The sequence below is a fragment of the Candidatus Binatota bacterium genome, assembly GCA_012960245.1.
Classification (GTDB): Bacteria; Desulfobacterota; Binatia; order UBA1149; family UBA1149; genus UBA1149.
Genome location: DUBO01000038.1, coordinates 46365 through 65555 on the forward strand (window position 1 = coordinate 46365; position 19191 = coordinate 65555).

The following is a 19191-nucleotide window of genomic DNA, read 5'->3' on the forward strand; positions in this document are numbered from 1 at the left end:
CGCGCCAGCGGCGCCGACAAGGTGTCGCCGTCTCAGGTCGCAAAGGCAACCGGCGCGCCAGCCGTGGTCAGGAGAAGTAGTCGTCGAGGCTCTCGCGTATGCGCGGCGCCAACACGTACAGTCCTATGACGTTGGGCAGCGCTACTACGAACAACAGCGCGTCGGACATGGTGAGCACGGCGTCAAGATCAAGCACACAGCCCAGCACGACGAAAGCGCAGTAGACCAACTTGAAAGAAAGCTCGGCCACGCGCGAGTCGCCCACCAGGTAGGTCCAACCCTTGAGCCCGTAGTAACCCCAGGCGATCATCGTGGAGTACGCGAACAGCAGCGCGGCCAGGCCGACGGCTGCCGGCGACCACGACAGCGTGCTCTCAAAAGCGCGCGAGGTAAGCGCCACTCCCTGTACCCCGCTGCCCGCCAGCGATGGTTCGTACACCGTGGTGAGGATCACCAGCGCCGTCATGGTGCAGATCACGACCGTGTCGATAAACGGTTCGAGCAATCCGACCAGGCCCTCGGTTGCAGGGTGGTGGGTGTTGACCGCCGAGTGGGCGATGGCGGCCGAGCCGAGTCCAGCCTCGTTTGAGAAAGCCGCGCGGCGAAACCCGAGCATCATCACGCCCAGCACGCCACCGCTTATGCCCTCGGGCGAGAACGCCCCGTGCCATATCGAAGCAAACGCACCCGGGACCTTGTCGAAGTTAAGGCCGATGACCAGCAGCGCACCCAGGCAGTAGAACAAGGCCATGAACGGCACCAGGCGAGTGGTGACACGGGCTATGGATTGTATGCCGCCCACCAGCACCAGGCCCACGGCCACGGCCAGAAGCAGGCCCACCTCCAGTGAGCGCCCGGCCATGGGGCCGTCGGCACCACCGGTCACGACCAGCAGTTGTTCGAAGACCTGGTTGCTCTGGAACATGTTGCCCGCGCCCAGGCAGCCCAGCACTATGGCCACCGCGTAGAACCCGCCCAGCGCTCGACCAGCCAGCGGCCAGCCGCGCTCGGCGAAACCCGCGCGCAGGTAGTACATGGGGCCGCCCGACACCTGGCCGTTCTCGTCGACCTGGCGGTAGCGTACCCCCAGCACGCACTCGGCACACTTGCTGGCCATGCCCAGCAGGCCGGCGACCAGGAGCCAGAACGTCGCCCCGGGGCCACCCATTGAAATCGCCACGGCCACGCCGCCTATGTTGCCGATGCCCACGGTGCCCGACACGGCCGTCGAAAGCGCGCCCCAGGGACTGATCTCCCCGCTTGAATTCGGTGAGCGGCGCTTGCCCGTAACTATGCGCAGGCCCTCGGCCATGCCACGAAAATTGATGAAGCGCAGGTAGAAGGTAAAAAACAGGCCCGCGCCTATTAACCAGGCCACGATGAGCGGCACCTGCGCGTCGCCTATGGGTACAGCGTAGAAAACTACCGCGGCCATGGCGTCGGCCACGGGACCAAGGACTTCGTTGACCGCGACGTCTATGCTGTTCAAACTGTTCCCCCCATGAAGATAGGCATCCTTCTCACCGACTCAGTCCAGCCCGCGCTCGCCGCCACGCACGGCCAGTATAGCGACATGTTCGCCCGCCTGCTCGGTGGCGTGGACCCCTCTCTGCAGTTCGCTTGCTGGGATGTGCATCGCGGCGAGTTTCCCGACTCGATCGACGATTGCGATGGCTACCTGATGACCGGCGGCCGGCACAGTGTTTACGACGAGTTGGAGTGGATCGCTCCGCTCGAGAGCTACGTCGTACGGCTGGCCGAAGCGAGCTGGCCGCTGTTCGCCGTGTGCTTTGGCCACCAGTTGGTTGCCCGCGCACTGGGCGGCCGCACTGAGTTGGCCGAGCAGGGGTGGACGCTCGGTGTGCACAGCACGCGCATCGAGTCGCCGTTTCCCTGGGCCGTTGCCGGCGGAGATAGCGTTGCCGGCACGCACGGTGAGCTGCGGCTCATACACAGCCACCGCGACCAGGTGACGCGCCTGCCCGACGGTGCCAGCCTCGTGGGCTCCAGCGATTCCTGCCCTGTTTCTATGTACCGCATCGGCAAGCACGTGATGAGTTGCCAGGGCCATCCGGAGTTCAGCCCCGAGTATGCGCTGGGCTTGTACGAAAGCAGGCGCGGGTTGTACGCGGATGATCTGTGGAACCGGTCACTGGCTTCGCTGGCCGAGGACACCGACGGCGGGGTCATCGCCCGGTGGGCGGTAGAGTTTTTTCGTGACGCCGCCGACAGCGACTGACTTCACACCGGTCGGTCGCCCTCTATGGTAATGCGCTGGTGGCAACGGCGCGCCGGCCACCAATCCTGTACCGGCTTGTGCTGCGTGGCGCGGTTGTCCCAGAAAGCGATCGAGTCGACCTCCCAGTGAAAGCGGCAATGGAACTCCGGCTTCTCGAGGTGCTCAAACAACCGGGCAAGCAACTGCTCGCTCTCCTGCTCTTCGACGCCGAGCAAGCGGGTGGTGAACAGGCTGTTGACGAACAGGCAGGGGCGATTGCTCACCGGGTGACGACGCATCACCGGGTGCAGCACAGGCGGGTTGTCGGCCACCGCCACGGCCAGCCGCTCCCTACCACCAGGTTCGGCCAGGCTCTCGCGGTAGCCGTGGGCAAAGCTGTGCTCGGCGGTCATTGCTTCGAGCTGTTGCCTGAGGGCCGCCGGCAACGCTGCCCATGCTGCCTCGGTATTAATCCACATGGTGTCGCCGCCCTCGTCAGGAATGACTGTACCCCTGAGCACACTGCCCAGCGGTGGGCACTCGAGGTAAGTCATGTCGCAGTGCCACTTGTCTATTTTTGAAGGACGCGCGCGGTCGCTTTCGAGTATGGTGAGCTCGGGGTAGTCGTCCACGTGGGGAAACGCCGGGTGGCGTTGCAACGAACCAAAGCAGGACGCAAAGCGGTGGTGATCGGCTGGCTCAAGAGGCTGGTCGCGAAAGAACAGCACCTTGTGCTCGACCAGCGCCGCCATCACCCCTGCTATCTCTGTACCCGTCAATTCGCGGGTAAGACCAAGCCCCCTTACTTCGGCCCCGAGGGCCGCCCCTGAAGGAAAAACTTCCACCCGAAGACTTTTATCATCTTGTCCCCGGTATGTAACTGCCCGCCGGCTCTGGTCTCACCCTCCGCGATATCGTAATCGTGTTACCGCGGAGGATGACCACCATGGAACCACGCCCGCTCAGCCTCGCTGAAAAAGCCCAACGCCTGTTGCTGCGATCGATGATGGCACTGCCCGAACGCCTGCAGCGCCTGCTGTCCGGCGGCAGCCATATCGAGATTGACGGGCAGACCCTTAACAGCGACACGCAACTGTTGATTCGCTTGACCCAGCTTGCGGGAGAGAGATCGTTCGACAACATGACGGTGGCCGAGGTACGTGAGCAGATGGACAGTGGGGTGGCAGTGATAAGCGGGCCTCCGATCCAGATGGAAACCGTACGGGAACTGGTAATACCCGGTCCGGCCGGGCACATCCCTGCAAGGTTCTACGTACCACCTGGGTGCGAGGACGGTGGCGGACTGCTGGTGTACTACCACGGTGGTGGCTGGGTCATCGGTGGCCTGGACTCCCACGATTTGCCCTGCCGCTTTCTCGCCAGCGAGGCCGGCGTAAAAGTCCTGTCGATCGATTACCGTCTTGCTCCCGAGCATCCTTTCCCAGCCGCCTGTGACGATGCTCTCGCCGCGTTCCGCTGGGCGGTCGAGCACGCCGACAGCCTGGCTGTCGACCCGGCACGGATCGCCGTGGCCGGGGACAGTGCCGGCGGTAACCTGGCGGCCGCGGTATCGCTACGCGCAACCCGCGACGATGGACCCACGCCTGCTTTCCAGATGCCCATCTACCCCGTGACCGACCTCGCCAACCGGACCGAGTCGTATCGCCTGTTCGCCGAGGGCTTCTTCCTTACCGCTGACCAGATGGATTGGTTCATCGACCACTATAGCGCCAGCAATCGCGAAAACGCCGAAAACCCCTCTGCCTCGCCACTGCTGGCAGAAGACCTTTCGGGCCTGCCACCGGCTTACGTCACCACGGCCGGCTTCGACCCCCTCAGAGACGAGGGCGAAGCATACGCCGAGCGACTGAAGGAAGCAGGCGTACCGGTTACCCTGAAACGCCACGAAGGCCTGGTACACGGCTTCGCGAATACCACCTGGATAAGCGAGGGATCGCGAAGCGCAATGGCAGAAGCAGCCGCGGCGCTGTCGGCGGCTATCGGCTGACCGGGTAAACTTTACCCGAGAGCACGGTGGCCACCGGGATAAGGTCGGGCCACGCATCGACGCCCACTACCAGCGGATCGTCGGGTAGCGCCACGAAGTCGGCCCTGAGGCCCACTCGTATACTGCCCAGCTCGTCTTCCATACCGACCGCGTAGGCCGCGTCGCTGGTGATCGCGAGCAGGGCCTGTCCCGGGGTAAGCGCCTCGTCGGCGCCACGGGTATTGCCTTCATGGGTCAGCCGAGTGGCAGCGGCCCAGGCCGCGAGCAGAGGGCGCGCCGGCCCCATGGGCAGGTCGGAATGCAGCGACACCTTCACCCCGCGTTTGACCAGCGACCCCAGCGGCGTGATCTTTTCTGCGCGCGGCAGGCCAAGCCCACGCTCGGCGTATATGTCGGCCATGAAGTAGTTGTAGTACACGTTGGCTGACACCAACGCGCCGGCCGCGGCGAGGCGATCCAACTCGGCCGGGCGCGCCTGCGCAAAGTGATGAAAGGTAAAGCGGTGATCCTCTCGCGGGTGCTCGGCCTGCAGCTGATCGAGCGCGTCGAGCACCGCCACCTGGGCCGCGTCGCCGTTGCTGTGCACGTGCAGTTGGTAGCCCGCTTTCCACCAGGGCGCGAGACCGTCGGCCATGCGACCTGGCTCGGTGTTCCACTCGCCCACTCCCCCCTCCAGGTAACCCGGCGGTTGCATCCGCATCAACAGGGAAAAGAACGCGCCGTCGCCTATCATCTTGACCTGGCGCAAAAAGGCCAGGCGCTCGCTGTTGCGTTGCGGCAGGGCCTCTACTTTATCGAATAGTTCATCGCCCCACTCACGTCCCAACGCGAAGGGCAGCGGCACCAGGCGGGTGCGAAAAGGCACGTCGTCGCGGTCGAGGTTACGCTTGAGAATCGGCCACTCGCGCTCGTCGCTGAACATACCGTAGGCCATGTCGACAACCGTAGTGATGCCGCCGCTGTGTATCATCTGCCGCACGATGGAATGACCGCGATCCATGGCCTCTTCGCCCAGCACCACCGGGGACAGAGTGCCGAGCGCGACCAGCAGCCCCAGCTCCGACAGGCGGCCAGTGGGTTCGCCATCTGCGCGCAATGCGACACCGGGCAAGCGCGCCGCCGTCTCGCGGGTGACTCCCATCCACTCGAGCGCGACCGAATTGGCTATGACCTCGTGAAACGAACGGTGCCAGGCCACCACTGCGCGCGTGGTCGACACCGAGTCGAGCGCGTCACGGTCGAGTCCCGCACCGTGAAAGAAATCGTGGTAGCCCCAGGTGATCAACGGCTGCTCAGCGTCGTCAAGAGCGGCATCGAGTTCGCGCAGCCTGTCGAGAAAAGCTGGCCTGCCGCGTATGCCCTTGATCGTTCCGCCGGGTAGCTCCCAGTCAAACGGTGCCGTTATGGGTAACGCCAGCAGCATTGCGGCCATGTCGGGATGCAGGTGGTTCTCCACGAAGCCGGGCAACAGCACCTCGTCGGCAAAGCGTTCGTCAATGACGCACCCATTGCAGCCGGCCAGCGGCGCGAGCTCCTCGCGGCTGCCCACCGCGATGATCCTTCCATCGGCCACCGCCACGGCCTCGGCATGGGGACGAGCCGGGTCCATGGTTACCACGCTCCTGGCCGTGAAAACCGTGACGGCCGGTGCACGCGTGCAAGCAGCAGCGGCGGTAAGAGCCACGCAGATCGCCGAAACAGCCAGCTTATGCTGGCGCCAACCTGAAATCGTATGGAGCATGCGCGAACCCTATCAAAACGGGGAGGCGTCCGATAACCCCCTTTCGGGATTGGACACAGCGTGGGCGAGTCAAAATATTACCCCCATGGAGAACAAGGGCTACGGCCAACGCACCGTCGCTGGGCCGCTGGCCGGCTACCGGGTAATCGAACTCACCTCCACCGTGTCTGGCCCGCTCGCGGGAATGATACTGGCCGACCAGGGCGCCGACGTCATCAAGATCGAGCCGCCGGGCATAGGCGACCTCGCGCGCTTCATGGGAAACATCCGCAACGGCACGGCGGCCATGTTCTCGACCATCAACCGCAACAAGCGCTCGGTTGCGCTCGACCTCAAGCAGGACGACGACAAGGCCGTGCTGCTGGGGCTGGTCGAAACCGCCGACGTTCTCATCGAGAATTACCGGCCCGGCAAAACTGCTGCGCTGGGCCTCGATTACGAATCGCTCGCACGCATCAACCCGCGGCTGGTCTACGCGTCGATCACCGGCTACGGCCAGTCGGGCCCCTACGCCCGCCGGCGCGTGTACGACCCACTGGTCCAGGCCACCATCGGCATGGCCGTTGCCCAGGGAGCGGGCGGGCAGGACGGCAAGCCGGCCAACGTGCGCACGGTGTTGTTCGACAAGGTGGCGGGCATGACCGCTGCCCAGGCCGTGACCGCAGCCCTGCTGCAGCGCCAACGCAGCGGCCGCGGACAATTTCTGCCCGTGTCCATGATGGACGCCGGACTATACTTCCTGTGGCCCGACGCCATGTGGCGGCACACGCTACTGGGCGACGACATCAGCGAACAGGGCGAACTGGCCGACTACTTTCCGCTGTTTGCTACCAGCGATGGCCACGTAGCCATGATCGTAATAGTCGACGGTGACTTCGCCCGCGTGTGCGAGGGGCTGGGCTGCCAACTGCACAGCGACGAACGCTTTGCCACTTTTGCCGGCCGCGTTGCCAACCGCGGTGAGCTGGCAGATGAGATGAACCGCGTGCTCGCCGGCCACGACACCGAGGCGGTGTGCAGCCTGCTCGACGAGCTCGACATCCCGGTGGCCGCGGTCAACGGTCCCGGCAACGTGCACGAAGACCCGCAGGTGCAGCACTCGGGCACGCTGGTGGAGGTCGAGCACCCGCTGGGCGGCAAGTCGAGGCTGCCCAGGCCGCCGCTGGTCTTCGACGAGCAGGCGGGTGGACTCGGTAGCTGCTCACCCCTGCTGGGTGAACACAGCCGCGAGCTGCTGGTCGAACTCGGCACCGACGAGGAACACATAGCCCGCATCGAGGAGCGCGACCGCGCCAACCGCGAAGCCTTCGGCGGGCTCGACCTCACCAAGCTGCGCTGATCGGCTGGGCTCCTGGCCGTGCCAGCTGACGGCAAGATCTTTCGGCCCCTGGAAGGGCCCACGCCATTACTTGCGCGCCAGTATGTGCAGGCTGACGATGGCCTTGCGGTACTCGTCGGCCTGCTCGCGGCTTATGCCCATGGACTCGATCATGCGCGCCACGTCGGGGTCGTCGAGTGAGAACATGTCGCCGAAGCAGGACTCCTTCGTGATTTCCACAGAGGCAAAACCGGCTTCGCGTATGGTGTCGAGATAACGTTCTCGCAGCGAGGCGCCGCCCACGCAGCCTATCCACGCGTCGATGCTGCCCAGCACTTCGGCGGGCAGCTCGCGGTCGAGCACGATGTCGCTCACCATCACGCGCCCGCCGGGCTTGAGTACGCGGTAGGCCTCGGCGTAGACCTTCTCTTTTTCGGGCGAGAGGTTAATGACGCAGTTCGACAGGATGACGTCGACGCTTTCGTCTTCGAGCGGCAGTTGCTCGATGAAACCCTTGCGGAACTCCACGTTCTGGTAGCCGCCGGCCTCGGCATTGACCCTCGCCTTTTCGAGCATCTCGTCGGTCATGTCCACGCCGATCACGCGACCCGTGGGACCGACCGCAGCAGCCGCGAGAAACGAATCCATGCCGGCGCCCGAGCCGAGATCGACCACGACCTCGCCCGCCGACAGCGAGTCAATAGCCGTCGGGTTACCGCAACCCACGCCCAGGTTGGCGCCGTCGGGCACGGCCTCGAGTTGCTCGGCCTGGTAGCCCACCCGCGCGCTGGCGGCGTTGACGTCTTCGGTACCGACGGCCGAACCGTCCACGGCCACCCGCGCGTAACCCTTGCGCACCTCGTCTCTCAGTTGCTCGTTGTCGGCCGGTCGATTTTCAGCACTCATCGTTCATCCTCACGCTGCCAGTCCCCGGCAGCAGTCCTCGGTGAGAAACCCCACCAGTTGTTTCATCGATTCGAAGTCGGGGCTGTAAATACGCGACCGGCCGCGCTTCTGGCAAATCACGATGCCGGCGGTCCTGAGCTCCTTGAGATGGAAGGACAGCGTGGCCGGGGCCAGGCCCAGCTCTGCGGCCACCGCGCCGGCTGCCAGGCCCCCGGGACCGGCCTTTACCAGCAGGCGGAATATCTCGAGCCGGGCCTCCTGGGCAAGTGCCCCCAACATTTCGACCGCAACGGCCGTTTCTACGGGGGGCGCCGTTCTCGTTATCCTTGTTTCCATATTTCCATTATTAAGCAACTATCGTATCTAGTCAAGCAGAATTGCGACCTCTTCCCCTTCCGATAGAGGCGGTGGGTGGGTAAACAGAGCGGTTATGGCATGGGATTTTCAGACAGACCCCGAATACCAGGAAAAGCTCGACTGGGCCGACCGCTTCGTAGCCGAGAAAATCGAGCCCCTCGACCTGGCCTTTCCCGACCCAACGGCACCCTTCGACCGCAGCAACCCTGATTTCAAGCGCCTGACCGATCCGCTCAAGCAGCAGGTGCGCGAACAGGGCCTGTGGGCCTGCCACCTGGGACCCGAGCTGGGCGGCAAGGGCTACGGACAGTTAAAGCTGGCGCTGCTCAACGAAATCCTCGGGCGCTCTGCCTGGGCCCCGGCGGTGTTCGGCTGCCAGGCGCCGGACACCGGCAACGCCGAGATCCTGGCCCACTACGGCAGCGACGAACAGAAATCCCGCTACCTGCAGCCGCTGATGGACGGCGAAATGGTATCGTGTTTTTCAATGACGGAGCCGCAGGCGGGTTCCGACCCGTCGGAGTTCCGCTGCACCGCCACGCGCGACGGCGACCACTGGGTCATCGAGGGCGAAAAATATTTTTCGTCGCACGCCGACTTCGCAGACTTCATCATCGTGATGGCGATCACCGACACCGAGGTGCCCGTGTACCAGGGCGCGTCAATGTTTCTCGTGCCCGGCGACGCCGAGGGGCTCGAGGTTATACGCAACACCGGCCTGGGCTGGGAGCCCCTGGGCACCGGTAGCCACCCGCACCTGCGTTACAACAAGGTGCGCGTACCCGCCGACCACCTGTTGGGCGGCGAGGGCCAGGCCTTCGCCATCGCGCAGACCCGGCTGGGCGGCGGCCGCGTGCACCACGCCATGCGCACCATGGCCATGGTCAAGAGCGCCTTCGACATGATGTGCGAGCGCATGCTCAGCCGCCGCACACGCGGCAAAGAACTCGCCCGTCACCAGATGATGCAGCAGTACGTAGCCGACAGCTTCCTGCAGATCGAGCAGTTCCGACTGCTGGTGCTCTACACCGCCTGGCACATAGACCAGGCGAACAGCGCCGATGAGAAGATTGCCCAGGGCCACCGCGACCAGGTGCGCACTTACATAGCGGCCGTAAAAATACAGATGGCCGAGGTGCTGCACGACGTCGTCAGGCGGGCGGTGCAGGTGCACGGAGCGCTGGGCTGCTCCAACGAAATGCCCTTGGCACGGTTGTGGATGACCGTACCCATCATGGCCGTGGCCGACGGCCCCAGCGAGGTGCACAAGATCACCGTCGCCAGGCAGGTGCTCAAGGATTACAAGCCAGCCGATGGCCCGTGGCCCGATCGTTTTCTGCCCGAACGAACCGAGGAAGCCCGCCGTCGCGTGGCCGACGCCCTCGAAAACGAAATCGCCAACCTCTGAACTACTCCCCACGGCGCCGAGAAAAAACCAATGCCCGACAAGCAGGACAGCAGTGAGCACATCCAGAAAGCCGTCAATCCCCTGGCGCTGGCCCGCTGGATGGACGAGCAAGGATTGCCCGGCGCCGGCTCGCCGGTGGAGGCGAGCTTCATAAGCGGCGGCGCGTCCAACGAAATCTTCCTGCTCGAGCGCGGTGGCGAACGCCTGGTCATGAGACGGCCGCCCCTGGAAGTGCCCCGCGGCCGTAACGAGACCATGCTCAGGGAGTACCGCGTGCTGAGCGCCCTGCGCGACACCGACGTGCCCCACTCGCGGGTGCTGGCCGCCTGCGAAGACATCGGCCTGGTGGGTGCGTGTTTCTACCTGATGGAGCACGTCGACGGTTGGTCGTGCATGAACCTTGACGGCTGGCCCGAGCCCTTCGACGAGGACCTCGTGGTACGCCGATCGTTGGCCTGGGAACTGGTGGACGCCATAGCCAGGCTGTCGCGCGTGGACTGGGAAGCCAACGGCCTGCAGGGTTTCGGGCGGCCGGACGGTTTTCACGAAAGGCAGGTGGCGAGATGGACGGCTCACCTCGACTCGTTCAAGTTCCGCGAGCTGCCCGGACTCGACGAGGCCGCCGGCTGGCTGTCGGAACACGGCCCGCTGGACTACCGGCCGGGAATAATGCACGGCGACTACCAGTTTGCCAACGTAATGTTCCGCCACGGAGCGCCCGCGCGAATGGCCGCCATCGTTGACTGGGAGATGGCCACCGTGGGAGACCCCCTGCTCGACCTCGCCTGGGTGATAATGGGCTGGCCCGACGAGGGCGAGGACCGTTCGGCCTCGGGCTACGTCGACTACACCGGCATGCCCAACCGCGACGAGCTGTGCGAACGCTACTCGCGCGTGAGCGGACGAAGCACCGACGACATCGACTACTACGTCGTGCTGGCCCGCTTCAAGATGGCCTGTGTTCTCGAGGGTGGTTATGCGCGCTACAAGAAAGGCGGCGCAGACAACCCCAAGATGGCGATGTTCGGCGACGTGGTGCTCGACATGGCACGTCGAGCTGCCGAGCTCGCGCGCAGTACCGACTACGACAGCTGAGCGCCACCCGAATTGCCTCCGCCCCAGCGCCGGTAACAGGCGATCGTCATCCAGTAGAACAACGGCGTCATCAACAGCCACGGCGACTGGGTCTGCAGCTGCACGGGACGCCCTCCCAGCTCGAACAGGATCGGGTTGAACCACGGACCTCCCGGCATCATGGGCCCCCAGGACAGCCTGAAACCAGCGCTCACCTGCTCGTGGTACACTACCGTTTCAATAAAAACGTTCTGCGCCACGAACCAGGTAAACAGCAGCGCAAATGCACCCCAGCGCCAACGCTCAAACGCCTTGTTGCTACGACCGTAAGCCAGCCACACCATCGCCAGCCCCGGCATGCACACCACCCCTGCGTCGCCCAGCGAGTTAGTGAGCCAGTTGATCCAGGCGGGCACGGCCCGGCTCATGACCTCTGGACGGCGCATGTCTACCGGCAGTCCGTCGACCAGGCCAGCCGAGATCCACAGTTCCCAACCGAACACGCACACCGCGAGCGACAGCAGGTACACCATACCAACCCAGCGCGGCAGCCGGCCAGCAGCGTACGAAACCGCCACCACCGCCAGCGACCCGAAAGCCACCACGTAAATCATCCCCGCTGTAAGCAGTTGTTGCGTTGTCATTGTTGTCCCCTTTGGGCGTGCGGCGCTACGGCCTGCAGGCCCTGGTAGGTATCACGGATCAGCGGGCAATGGGCGCCCGCTTCTTCGGCCGCTCGCAGCGGGTTGCCGTAGATGGCTTCTGTCTCCAGCGGACGACCGGTTCGGTAGTCGAGCAACATGCTTGGGCTGTAGGCCGCCATGGCCTCGGTGTCGCGCAGCATTATCTCAACGAACTCCTCCTTGATCTCGCGCCCGCAGGCCGCAGCCGCACGTACGACCTCCAGCATAATCTCGCGACAACGCGCTCGCAGGGAGGGGTCGCCCATGAGGACATCGGTGGTACAGTCGTGCAGCACGCAGAGACCGTTGTAGGTGATGTTCCAGACGAGCTTCTTCCAGCGGCCGAGCAGCAGGTCTTCTTCCGTGCTCACCTGCAGGCCGGCGCGCTCGAAGTCGGCCGCGACATTTTCAACGAGGCCTGTCACGCCGGCAGCCCGACCATCTGCCGTCCACTGTCCCAGGCGCACGGCACCGTAATCGAGGTGACGGATGTGCCCCGGCCCCAGCTTGTTGGAACACAGGAAGGCCATGCCGCCCAAGACTTCGCGCCCGGGACAGGCCCGCGCCGCCAGGTCTTCCATGAACAGGCCGTTCTGCATGACAAGCACCGCCCCACCCTCGCGCACGGCGGGCGGCAACAGCGCGGGCAACGATTCGTTGCTCGTGGTCTTGAGCGCGACCAGGGCCACGTCGGCTGGTTCCATGTTCTCGGCCGAGGAATAAATGACAGGTTGCGCAACGGAGAAATCGCCTTCGGGCGACTCGACCCGCAAGCCCCTGGCCCGCACCTGCTCGTAGTCGCTGCGCAACAGAAAGCGCACGTCGAGCCCGGCACAGGCCAGGCGCGCGCCGTAATAGCCGCCCAGCGCACCGGTGCCGATGATGTTGTAACTGCGTTCGCTCACAGGTCTGCGCGGCCACCCAGGAGGCAACACGACCCGAGGCTATCCTGATCGCCGCCGCCAATCTATAGTCGGCAACAGTGAGCACGCCCGACGACTACGACCTGTTTGCGCCCGACACCATCGCCAGCCCCTGGGAGTTCTATGCCGCGTTGCGCGAGCACGCCCCGGTGTACCCGCTCGAACAGACCGGTTACAGCTTGGTGTCGCGCTATGACGACTGCCGCGCCGCGGCACTGGACACCGATACTTTTTCGTCCAACCTGGTCGCCATGGTGGTGGGGCTGACCGGGCAGGCCCCGGCGCTGCTCGAAGTTTCATCAGCGACGACCCGGCCGGTGGACGTGCTCGCCATAGCCGACGAGCCGGTGCACGCCCGCCAGCGCAAGGTGGCCAACAGCGCGATGACCCCCCGGCGTGTAGCCGCGATGGAAGACAGCCTGCGCAGCCTGGCCGGCCAACTTGTGGAAACGTTTCTCGCCCGTGACTCCAGTGACGACTGGATGCAGGCGGTGGCCAACGAAATGCCCGTGCAGGTGGTCTGTCGGCTGGTGGGCCTGCCGCTCGAAGACCGAGTGCAGTTGCGCGCCTGGGCCAACGACGGCTCGGCGCTGTTGTCGGGAGTGCTCAACGACGAACAACTGGCGCGCTACGCCGCAAGCGTGATGAAACTCAACGCCTACTTGGCCGACGCTTTTCGCGCAGCCCGCGACTCGCCGGGAGACAACGTGCTGGGCGTACTCGCCCGCGCGACCCACGAAGACGAGGACTTCCTCAGCGAGGACGAGGTAGTGGCCATTCTGCTGCAATTGCTGTCGGCGGGCAGCGAATCGACCGCGGCCCTGCTGGGCAGCGCCGTACTGCTGCTGGCCCGTGACCCGCAACTGCAGCAGGCACTGCGCGCTGACCCCTCGGCGATACCCGACTTCATAGAGGAAACCCTGCGCCTGGAGTCCCCCTTCCAGGGACACTTCAGGCTCGCCACGCGCGACTGCAGGCTGGGCGACGTCGAGATAGCCTCCGGCACGCGCCTGATGCTCTTGTGGGGCTCGGCCAACCGCGATCCATCCCAGTTTGCAGACCCCGACAGGCTACGGCCCGGCCGCGACAACGCCTCGGCTCACCTCGCTTTCGGGCTTGGCATACACCACTGCATAGGGGCGGCGCTGGCACGCATGGAGACGCGGGTGGCGCTCGAAGAACTGCTGGCACGCACGCGCTCGTTCGAACTCGCCGACCGGGATCAAACGCCGTCCTACCTGCCCAGTGTCATGATACGACGCCTGGCACGGATGCCACTGACGGCTACCCCCCGCTGACCGTTGAGCAGGCGTCGAAGGCCGCCAGCATCTCGTCGTAGCGTTGCTCGACTATGGCGCGAACCTCGGGGTGGCTGAGAATGAAAAAATCGTCTCGCTCCACCGCGGCTACCACCAGGCGGCCCACCTCGTCGGGGTCCATGCCCTCGGTGAACAGCTCGGCGAACTCGGCCGGCGATTGCTCGGGCCCCCCGTAAGCCTGCTGGCGATTGCGCCCCGCGTTCCAGATGTCGGTGGCTACCAGGCCGGGGCACAGTATGCTCACGCCTATACCGTCGTCGACAAGCTCCCGGCGCATGACGTCCGACAAGGCCAGCACCGCGTGTTTGCTGGCGGTGTAGATGCCCATGCCGGCAAAGGGGATTCCCAGGCTGTGTTCCGACCCGGTGTTGACCACGTGAGCGGGGCCGCCCTGCTGCTTGAAGCGGGGTACGAAGGCCGCGCAGCCGTTGAGCACGCCGAAGACGTTGACGTCGAACACCCACCTCGCGTTGTCCTCGGGCAGTTCGGCCACCGCGCCCATGGTACCTACGCCGGCGTTGTTGCAAAGCAGCCGCACCTGGCCCAGCTCGGCAAACGCGCGCTCGGCCAGCGCTTCGAGTGACTCGCGACTGGTCACGTCGCACTCAACGGCTATGCTTTCGACGCCGGTGGCGGCAAGCTCGTCGGCCACCTCGCGGGCGCGGTCGAGTTCTATGTCGGCCACGGCCACCGACACGCCGCGCGCAGCCAGCTCGCGGGCCACGCCTCGGCCTATGCCGCTGGCGGCGCCGGTCACGACGGCCGCCATGCGCTCGATCTTCATGCGCTGTCGCCTCCCACCGCGCTGCGCGCCTCGTTGAGCATGTCCGCGGGCGAGGGCCGACCCATGGCGCCATAAGCGTTGAGCATGCCAGGACGCTGCACCCACTCGTGCAGGAGCTCGTGGGCGCCATCGCCACCCGCTCGCAACACGAAGTAAGCCGGCTGCAGGAACGCACCCTCGGGGTACTTGCGGGACATCGGGTGACCACTGCTGGTCGGCACGTCAAAAAGTTTGAGCGAACTCAACGAGGGATCGCTCAACAGCGTAAACGGTAGTCCCAGGGCGCGGCGCATACGCGACAGCGCGCGTGGGCTGTCGGCCGATATACCCAGCAGGCGGACACCGGTTTCGGAAAAATCATCGGCAAGTGAGGAGAGCCCCTTCCAGGAGCGCACACAGAAGGGTCACCAGTAGCCGCGAAAAAACACCAAGCCCAGGGTGTCCCCGCCGGCAAGAGCTTCGGCGAGACTGAAGTCGGCGTCTTCGTGGGTTTTCAGAAGAAGATCGGCAGCATCATTCATGGGCGCAATCTACGCCCTGGCACTCGCCCTCGCAACGCAGCTGCCCTGCCGGGTTCCCAGCTTCAGTTCGGCCAGTAAATATACTCGTCGCCCTCGTTCATCGTGTCTTCGCCGGTCTTATCAACGGGCACCGGTACTTCTACCAACGATGGCCACATCGGTTCGGCCTGCTCGGCGTTGTGCCTGGCGAGCAGGTCCTCCAGTTCGGCGACCTTCCCTGGATTAATCTCGGCCAGGTTTTCCTGCTCGGTCGGATCATCGACCATGTTGTAGAGCCAGCGTTTCGCCGGCCGGTCAGATACCTGCAGCTTCCAACCACCCGACAGCACCGCCTGGTAGTAGCCCTGCCTCCAGAACACCGCCTCGTGCGGGCTCCCCTGTTCCTCCCCGGCTATAAACGGCAGCAGGTCTACCCCGTCGACCTTCTTGTCTGTCCAACTCCCCCCACCCCCGGCGGCCACCGCTGTGGCCATTATATCCACGTGAGAAACCGGCTCGTGGTACACCAGTCCCGGCTCTATCCGGGCCGGCCATTTAACAAAAAACGGCACGTGGGTTCCTCCCTCGAACAGGGTGATCTTCCAGCCCCGGTAAGGATCGTTTATCCCCGGCAACCCTATGTACCCGGCACCGCCGTTATCGCTGGTGAACACCACCATCGTGTTGTCCTCCAGCCCGTGCTCACGCAACGCCGCAAGTACCCGGCCGACACTGCGATCGACCGACCGCACCATGCCGGCGTATACCCGCAGGCGGTGGTCTTCTATGTGGTCGAGCGCATCGTAATCGGCCCGGGTGGCCTGCAACGGGGTGTGCACACCCCAGTGCGCCAGGTAAAGAAGAAATGGTCGGTTCCTGTTCGCCTCGATTGCCGCGACCGCCTGGTCTGCCAGGTAGTCGGTCAGGTACCCCTCGGGCTCAAACCATTCCGAGTCATTGAAACTGACCGCGTACTGCAGGATCGCCCATAGCACCCGATCGATGACGTCAAAATCCTGCTTGGAGTTAACGACGCCAGGCGAGTCCTCGGGCAAGTAGAGACCGCTTTCCATCATGATACTCTCGTCAAAGCCCTGGGCTGACGGCCTGAAGCGCGGACTGCGTCCCAGGTGCCACTTGCCAAGATGCATGGTGTGATAGCCGCGGTCGCCAAGCGCCTCGGCCAGGGTGACCTCCGACGGTGGCATACCCATCTCCTCCATCGGCATGCGGTTGTCAGCCTTGTCCTCGTCTATCACCAATTGGTGTAGTCCCGGGTCGTGGTGGCTGAGCACGCGCGCAATCCTGGTCATGGCCGCCGGCGTAGGCGTAAACTCGAACCCGAAGCGGGTGGAATACCTGCTGGTCATAATGGAAGCCCGCGACGGGGCACACACCGCGTTGCCAGCGTAGCCGTTTACCAGGTCCGCACCGTTGCGTGCCACCGAGTCTATGTTCGGCGTGGGGACGGTGCCGCCCGCCACGCCACCACCGTGGAGCGTGATGTCGTTGAACCCCATGTCGTCAACGAGAATCACGACTATGTTTGGCTTCCGCTGATCCGGGGGCAGGTCGGCAGTTGCCGGCCCCTGCTGCCAGGTCACCGGACGGTTTGCGGCTACGCTGTTACGCATGCGGCTGGCCAGTCCTATGGCCTCGATCATCAGCCACTCGCGCATCGAGTAAGCACACGCGGCCAGCAGCGCCACGACCACCAGCACGGACAGTGTTTTCTTACCTATCATCATCAGTTTCTTTCCGTCGCCCTATTGATACCGCGCGATTACCTGCTCGGCGAACTCGCGATAGCAGTCGCGGGCGAACTCCATGGGGGGTAACAGGGTGACTTCCTTCAGTCCCATGGCCTCCTGTGCCCGAAGCTGCTCGATGATCTCGTCGGGCTCACCCACCAGCCCGCCCGAAGCGCGTATTGTGGCCGGGGTGACAAAGCGCCGCTCGGCCGGCACCAGGTAAGTGCAGTGGCCGTCGTGGATCTGCAGGTAGCGGCGGTCCTCGGGGGTTTCCATGCCGTCGACGTAGGCCTTGTACTCGTCCCAGGTGTCGCGGATCGACTCATCGATAAAATCGTCGCTGCCCGCCTGCCGGGCCAGCTCCCAGAAGAAGTGCAGGCTGGCGGTGACCATCGACCCCACCTGGTCTATCACCCGGTCGTCGGTGAGCTGTTCACCGGGCTTGAGCACGCAGGAGAAGGTGAGCGCGGCAGTGTGGTAGTCGTTCTCCAGGTCACGCCCCGCGGCCGAAGCTGCCTTCAGGGCCAGGCCCAGGTTGTGCTTGAAAGCCGGCTCCGGCTCGCCGCCTGCCGAGATACGACCGTCGCCGTACATGCCAGCGGCCTTGAGCGCCAGCGGGCCGTTGGCGGCCACGTATATGGGCACCGGCTGCTCGGTGTTCATGAAGCCCAGTTCTTCGTGCAGGAACTTTATCTCGCGCGTCACCCCGTCCTGCGTGTACTCCACCTGGCGGCCATGCAGCAGCTCCCTGACCACGTGCAGGTACTCGCGAAAGGGGCGCGGCTTGACCGGGTCCATGCCCATCACGCGCATGGCAGTGTGACCGGTGCCCACGCCCAGGAACACGCGCCCGGGCGCAAGCTGGTTGATGCTGGCAATGGAATGGGCAGTGACTGGCGCCGTGCGCGTGCCGGCGATCGACACGCCGGTGCCCAGGCGAATACGCGAGGTGTTGGCCGCAGCGAGCGCCAGCACCGCGTAGCAGTCGGACCAGATCATCTGCGAATCGGGTACCCAGCCGTGGTCGTAACCGAGGTCCTCGGCAAAACTGAGCAACTGCCAGTCGTCTATCCGCGGGGCTATCATAGCTCCAAACTTCATATACTATCTCCTCCAAGCGGCCCGTGGACCGGTGCCCCGACAGGAGACCACATGAAAGTTCTGCGAACCCCCGACGAGCAATTCAACAATCTTCCTGGCTACCCCTTCGAACCCCACTACACCGACCTGCCCGACGGCGACGGCGGCACGCTGCGCGTACACCACCTTGACGAGGGACCAGGCGACGCCCCGATTGTGCTCTGCTTACACGGGCAGCCGACCTGGAGCTACCTCTACCGCCTGATGATACCGCCGCTGGTGGAGTCGGGCCTGCGCGTACTCGCGCCCGATCTGGTGGGCTACGGCCGCAGCGACAAACCCGCCGCGCGCGAGGACTACAGCTACCAGCGACAGGTCGACTGGATGACCGCGTGGCTTGAGGCAAACGACGTCACAGGCGCAACACTGTTCGGGCAGGACTGGGGAGGACTTATCGGCCTGAGGCTGGTGGCCGAGAACCCCGGGCGCTTCGACAGGGTGGTCATCAGCAACACCGGCCTGCCGATGCCCCCGGACCTACCAGCCGGCATCGTCGACGAAGTAAAAGACTTCAGGCAGAACGCACCCACGCCCACCATGATGGAGATGGCCGCCGCAATTTCGGGTGACTCGCAGGCTGGAGGCAGCGATGAGATCGGGCGAGGCGCCATGGCCTTCGCCTACTGGCAGAAGTGGTGCTGGGAGACCGAGGACCTTCCGGTGGGAATGGCCGTGGGCGGCATGGTGGGCGCCGAGAAAGCCGTGGCGCCCGAGGAAGTAGCGGCCTACGACGCCCCCTTCCCTGACCCTTCCTACAAGATGGGTCCGCGCGCGATGCCCAGCCATGTGCCCACGTTGCCGGGAGATCCATCCACGCAGGCCAACCTGGCAGCGTGGAAAGTGCTCGAACAGTGGGACAAGCCCTTTCTATGTGCCTTTGCTGACAACGACCCGGTTACCAGGGGAGCGGAGAAAGCCTTTCTCGAACGCGTGCCCGGCAGCAAGGGCCTGCCGCACGTTACCTTTAACGGCGGCGGCCATTTCATCCAGGAAACCCGGCCCGATGAGCTGGCCGGCATTATATCCGCACTGGTCGAGTCGGCCTGAACGCCGCTTCCGCA

General features: G+C 64.7%; 18 protein-coding genes. 7 read left to right on the forward strand and 11 right to left on the reverse strand.

Annotated elements, in window-relative coordinates:
• Positions 1-67 precede the first annotated feature (67 nt).
• Positions 68-1435, reverse strand: coding sequence for an alanine:cation symporter family protein (locus EYQ35_06370; protein HIF63758.1), 1368 nt, complete (start codon positions 1433-1435; stop codon positions 68-70).
• 66 nt (positions 1436-1501) lie between these two features.
• Here EYQ35_06370 and EYQ35_06375 point away from each other — a divergent pair, with 66 nt between their 5' ends.
• Positions 1502-2239 carry a GMP synthase gene (locus tag EYQ35_06375; protein HIF63759.1) on the forward strand — a complete coding sequence of 246 codons (738 nt, stop codon included), beginning with the start codon at positions 1502-1504 and terminating at the stop codon, positions 2237-2239.
• Between the two features lie 2 nt (positions 2240-2241).
• Here the strand turns inward: EYQ35_06375 and EYQ35_06380 are convergent, their stop codons facing one another.
• The gene (locus EYQ35_06380) at positions 2242-3063 is read right to left on the reverse strand and encodes a taurine dioxygenase (protein HIF63760.1); all 822 of its coding nucleotides are present in this window, start codon (positions 3061-3063) and stop codon (positions 2242-2244) included.
• A 92-nt stretch (positions 3064-3155) separates the two neighbouring features.
• On the opposite strand from EYQ35_06380, the gene EYQ35_06385 reads away from it, so the two are divergent.
• Positions 3156-4226, forward strand: coding sequence for an alpha/beta hydrolase (locus tag EYQ35_06385; GenBank protein HIF63761.1), 1071 nt, complete (start codon positions 3156-3158; stop codon positions 4224-4226).
• Here EYQ35_06385 and EYQ35_06390 read toward each other — a convergent pair.
• Complete coding sequence (locus tag EYQ35_06390) at positions 4216-5967, reverse strand: amidohydrolase (protein ID HIF63762.1); 1752 nt, start codon at positions 5965-5967, stop codon at positions 4216-4218. The genes EYQ35_06385 and EYQ35_06390 overlap by 11 nt on opposite strands.
• On the opposite strand from EYQ35_06390, the gene EYQ35_06395 reads away from it, so the two are divergent.
• On the forward strand, positions 5582-7306 hold the full coding sequence (locus EYQ35_06395) for a CoA transferase (GenBank protein ID HIF63763.1): 1725 nt from the start codon (positions 5582-5584) through the stop codon (positions 7304-7306). The two genes, EYQ35_06390 and EYQ35_06395, sit on opposite strands and share 386 nt — an antisense overlap.
• A gap of 66 nt (positions 7307-7372) precedes the next feature.
• On the opposite strand, the gene arsM is transcribed toward EYQ35_06395, so the two are convergent.
• Positions 7373-8191: an arsenite methyltransferase gene (gene arsM / locus EYQ35_06400; GenBank protein ID HIF63764.1), complete on the reverse strand. Its 819-nt coding sequence runs from the start codon at positions 8189-8191 to the stop codon at positions 7373-7375.
• A 9-nt stretch (positions 8192-8200) separates the two neighbouring features.
• Positions 8201-8470 (reverse strand): transcriptional regulator, encoded by a 270-nt coding sequence (locus EYQ35_06405; GenBank protein ID HIF63765.1) that lies wholly within the window; start codon positions 8468-8470, stop codon positions 8201-8203.
• Between the two features lie 151 nt (positions 8471-8621).
• On the opposite strand from EYQ35_06405, the gene EYQ35_06410 reads away from it, so the two are divergent.
• Both EYQ35_06410 and EYQ35_06415 read left to right on the forward strand, forming a co-directional pair.
• Positions 8622-9956: an acyl-CoA dehydrogenase gene (locus EYQ35_06410; protein HIF63766.1), complete on the forward strand. Its 1335-nt coding sequence runs from the start codon at positions 8622-8624 to the stop codon at positions 9954-9956.
• A 30-nt stretch (positions 9957-9986) separates the two neighbouring features.
• On the forward strand, positions 9987-11051 hold the full coding sequence (locus tag EYQ35_06415; protein HIF63767.1) for a phosphotransferase family protein: 1065 nt from the start codon (positions 9987-9989) through the stop codon (positions 11049-11051).
• Here the strand turns inward: EYQ35_06415 and EYQ35_06420 are convergent.
• Positions 11039-11644 (reverse strand): hypothetical protein, encoded by a 606-nt coding sequence (locus EYQ35_06420; protein HIF63768.1) that lies wholly within the window; start codon positions 11642-11644, stop codon positions 11039-11041. The two genes, EYQ35_06415 and EYQ35_06420, sit on opposite strands and share 13 nt — an antisense overlap.
• A 26-nt stretch (positions 11645-11670) precedes the next feature.
• Positions 11671-12618, reverse strand: a complete 948-nt coding sequence (locus EYQ35_06425) for a putative 2-dehydropantoate 2-reductase (GenBank protein HIF63769.1) — start codon at positions 12616-12618, stop codon at positions 11671-11673.
• Positions 12619-12695: 77 nt separating this feature from the next.
• Here EYQ35_06425 and EYQ35_06430 point away from each other — a divergent pair, with 77 nt between their 5' ends.
• Positions 12696-13934, forward strand: a complete 1239-nt coding sequence (locus EYQ35_06430; protein ID HIF63770.1) for a cytochrome P450 — start codon at positions 12696-12698, stop codon at positions 13932-13934.
• On the opposite strand, the gene EYQ35_06435 is transcribed toward EYQ35_06430, so the two are convergent.
• From EYQ35_06435 to EYQ35_06450, 4 genes are all read right to left on the reverse strand, one after another.
• A complete protein-coding gene (locus EYQ35_06435; protein ID HIF63771.1) occupies positions 13921-14739 on the reverse strand; it encodes an SDR family NAD(P)-dependent oxidoreductase in 819 nt (272 codons plus the stop codon). The two genes, EYQ35_06430 and EYQ35_06435, sit on opposite strands and share 14 nt — an antisense overlap.
• Complete coding sequence (locus tag EYQ35_06440; protein ID HIF63772.1) at positions 14736-15134, reverse strand: redoxin domain-containing protein; 399 nt, start codon at positions 15132-15134, stop codon at positions 14736-14738. Before EYQ35_06440 ends, EYQ35_06435 begins: the two co-directional genes overlap by 4 nt.
• A gap of 188 nt (positions 15135-15322) precedes the next feature.
• Positions 15323-16984, reverse strand: coding sequence for a sulfatase (locus EYQ35_06445; GenBank protein HIF63773.1), 1662 nt, complete (start codon positions 16982-16984; stop codon positions 15323-15325).
• A 21-nt stretch (positions 16985-17005) separates the two neighbouring features.
• A complete protein-coding gene (locus EYQ35_06450; GenBank protein HIF63774.1) occupies positions 17006-18091 on the reverse strand; it encodes an LLM class flavin-dependent oxidoreductase in 1086 nt (361 codons plus the stop codon).
• Positions 18092-18142: 51 nt separating this feature from the next.
• Here EYQ35_06450 and EYQ35_06455 point away from each other — a divergent pair, with 51 nt between their 5' ends.
• Complete coding sequence (locus EYQ35_06455) at positions 18143-19177, forward strand: alpha/beta fold hydrolase (GenBank protein HIF63775.1); 1035 nt, start codon at positions 18143-18145, stop codon at positions 19175-19177.
• Positions 19178-19191 lie beyond the last annotated feature (14 nt).

Coding starts and splice junctions, on each gene's coding strand:
- EYQ35_06370 (HIF63758.1), bottom strand. CDS start 1,435: ATGGCCGCGGTAGTTTTCTACGCTGTACCCATAGGCGACGCGCAGGTG.
- EYQ35_06375 (HIF63759.1), top strand. CDS start 1,502: ATGAAGATAGGCATCCTTCTCACCGACTCAGTCCAGCCCGCGCTCGCC.
- EYQ35_06385 (HIF63761.1), top strand. CDS start 3,156: ATGACCACCATGGAACCACGCCCGCTCAGCCTCGCTGAAAAAGCCCAA.
- EYQ35_06395 (HIF63763.1), top strand. CDS start 5,582: ATGCCCTTGATCGTTCCGCCGGGTAGCTCCCAGTCAAACGGTGCCGTT.
- EYQ35_06390 (HIF63762.1), bottom strand. CDS start 5,967: ATGCTCCATACGATTTCAGGTTGGCGCCAGCATAAGCTGGCTGTTTCG.
- arsM (HIF63764.1), bottom strand. CDS start 8,191: ATGAGTGCTGAAAATCGACCGGCCGACAACGAGCAACTGAGAGACGAG.
- EYQ35_06405 (HIF63765.1), bottom strand. CDS start 8,470: ATGTTGGGGGCACTTGCCCAGGAGGCCCGGCTCGAGATATTCCGCCTG.
- EYQ35_06410 (HIF63766.1), top strand. CDS start 8,622: ATGGCATGGGATTTTCAGACAGACCCCGAATACCAGGAAAAGCTCGAC.
- EYQ35_06415 (HIF63767.1), top strand. CDS start 9,987: ATGCCCGACAAGCAGGACAGCAGTGAGCACATCCAGAAAGCCGTCAAT.
- EYQ35_06420 (HIF63768.1), bottom strand. CDS start 11,644: ATGATTTACGTGGTGGCTTTCGGGTCGCTGGCGGTGGTGGCGGTTTCG.
- EYQ35_06435 (HIF63771.1), bottom strand. CDS start 14,739: ATGAAGATCGAGCGCATGGCGGCCGTCGTGACCGGCGCCGCCAGCGGC.
- EYQ35_06445 (HIF63773.1), bottom strand. CDS start 16,984: ATGATAGGTAAGAAAACACTGTCCGTGCTGGTGGTCGTGGCGCTGCTG.
- EYQ35_06450 (HIF63774.1), bottom strand. CDS start 18,091: ATGAAGTTTGGAGCTATGATAGCCCCGCGGATAGACGACTGGCAGTTG.
- EYQ35_06455 (HIF63775.1), top strand. CDS start 18,143: ATGAAAGTTCTGCGAACCCCCGACGAGCAATTCAACAATCTTCCTGGC.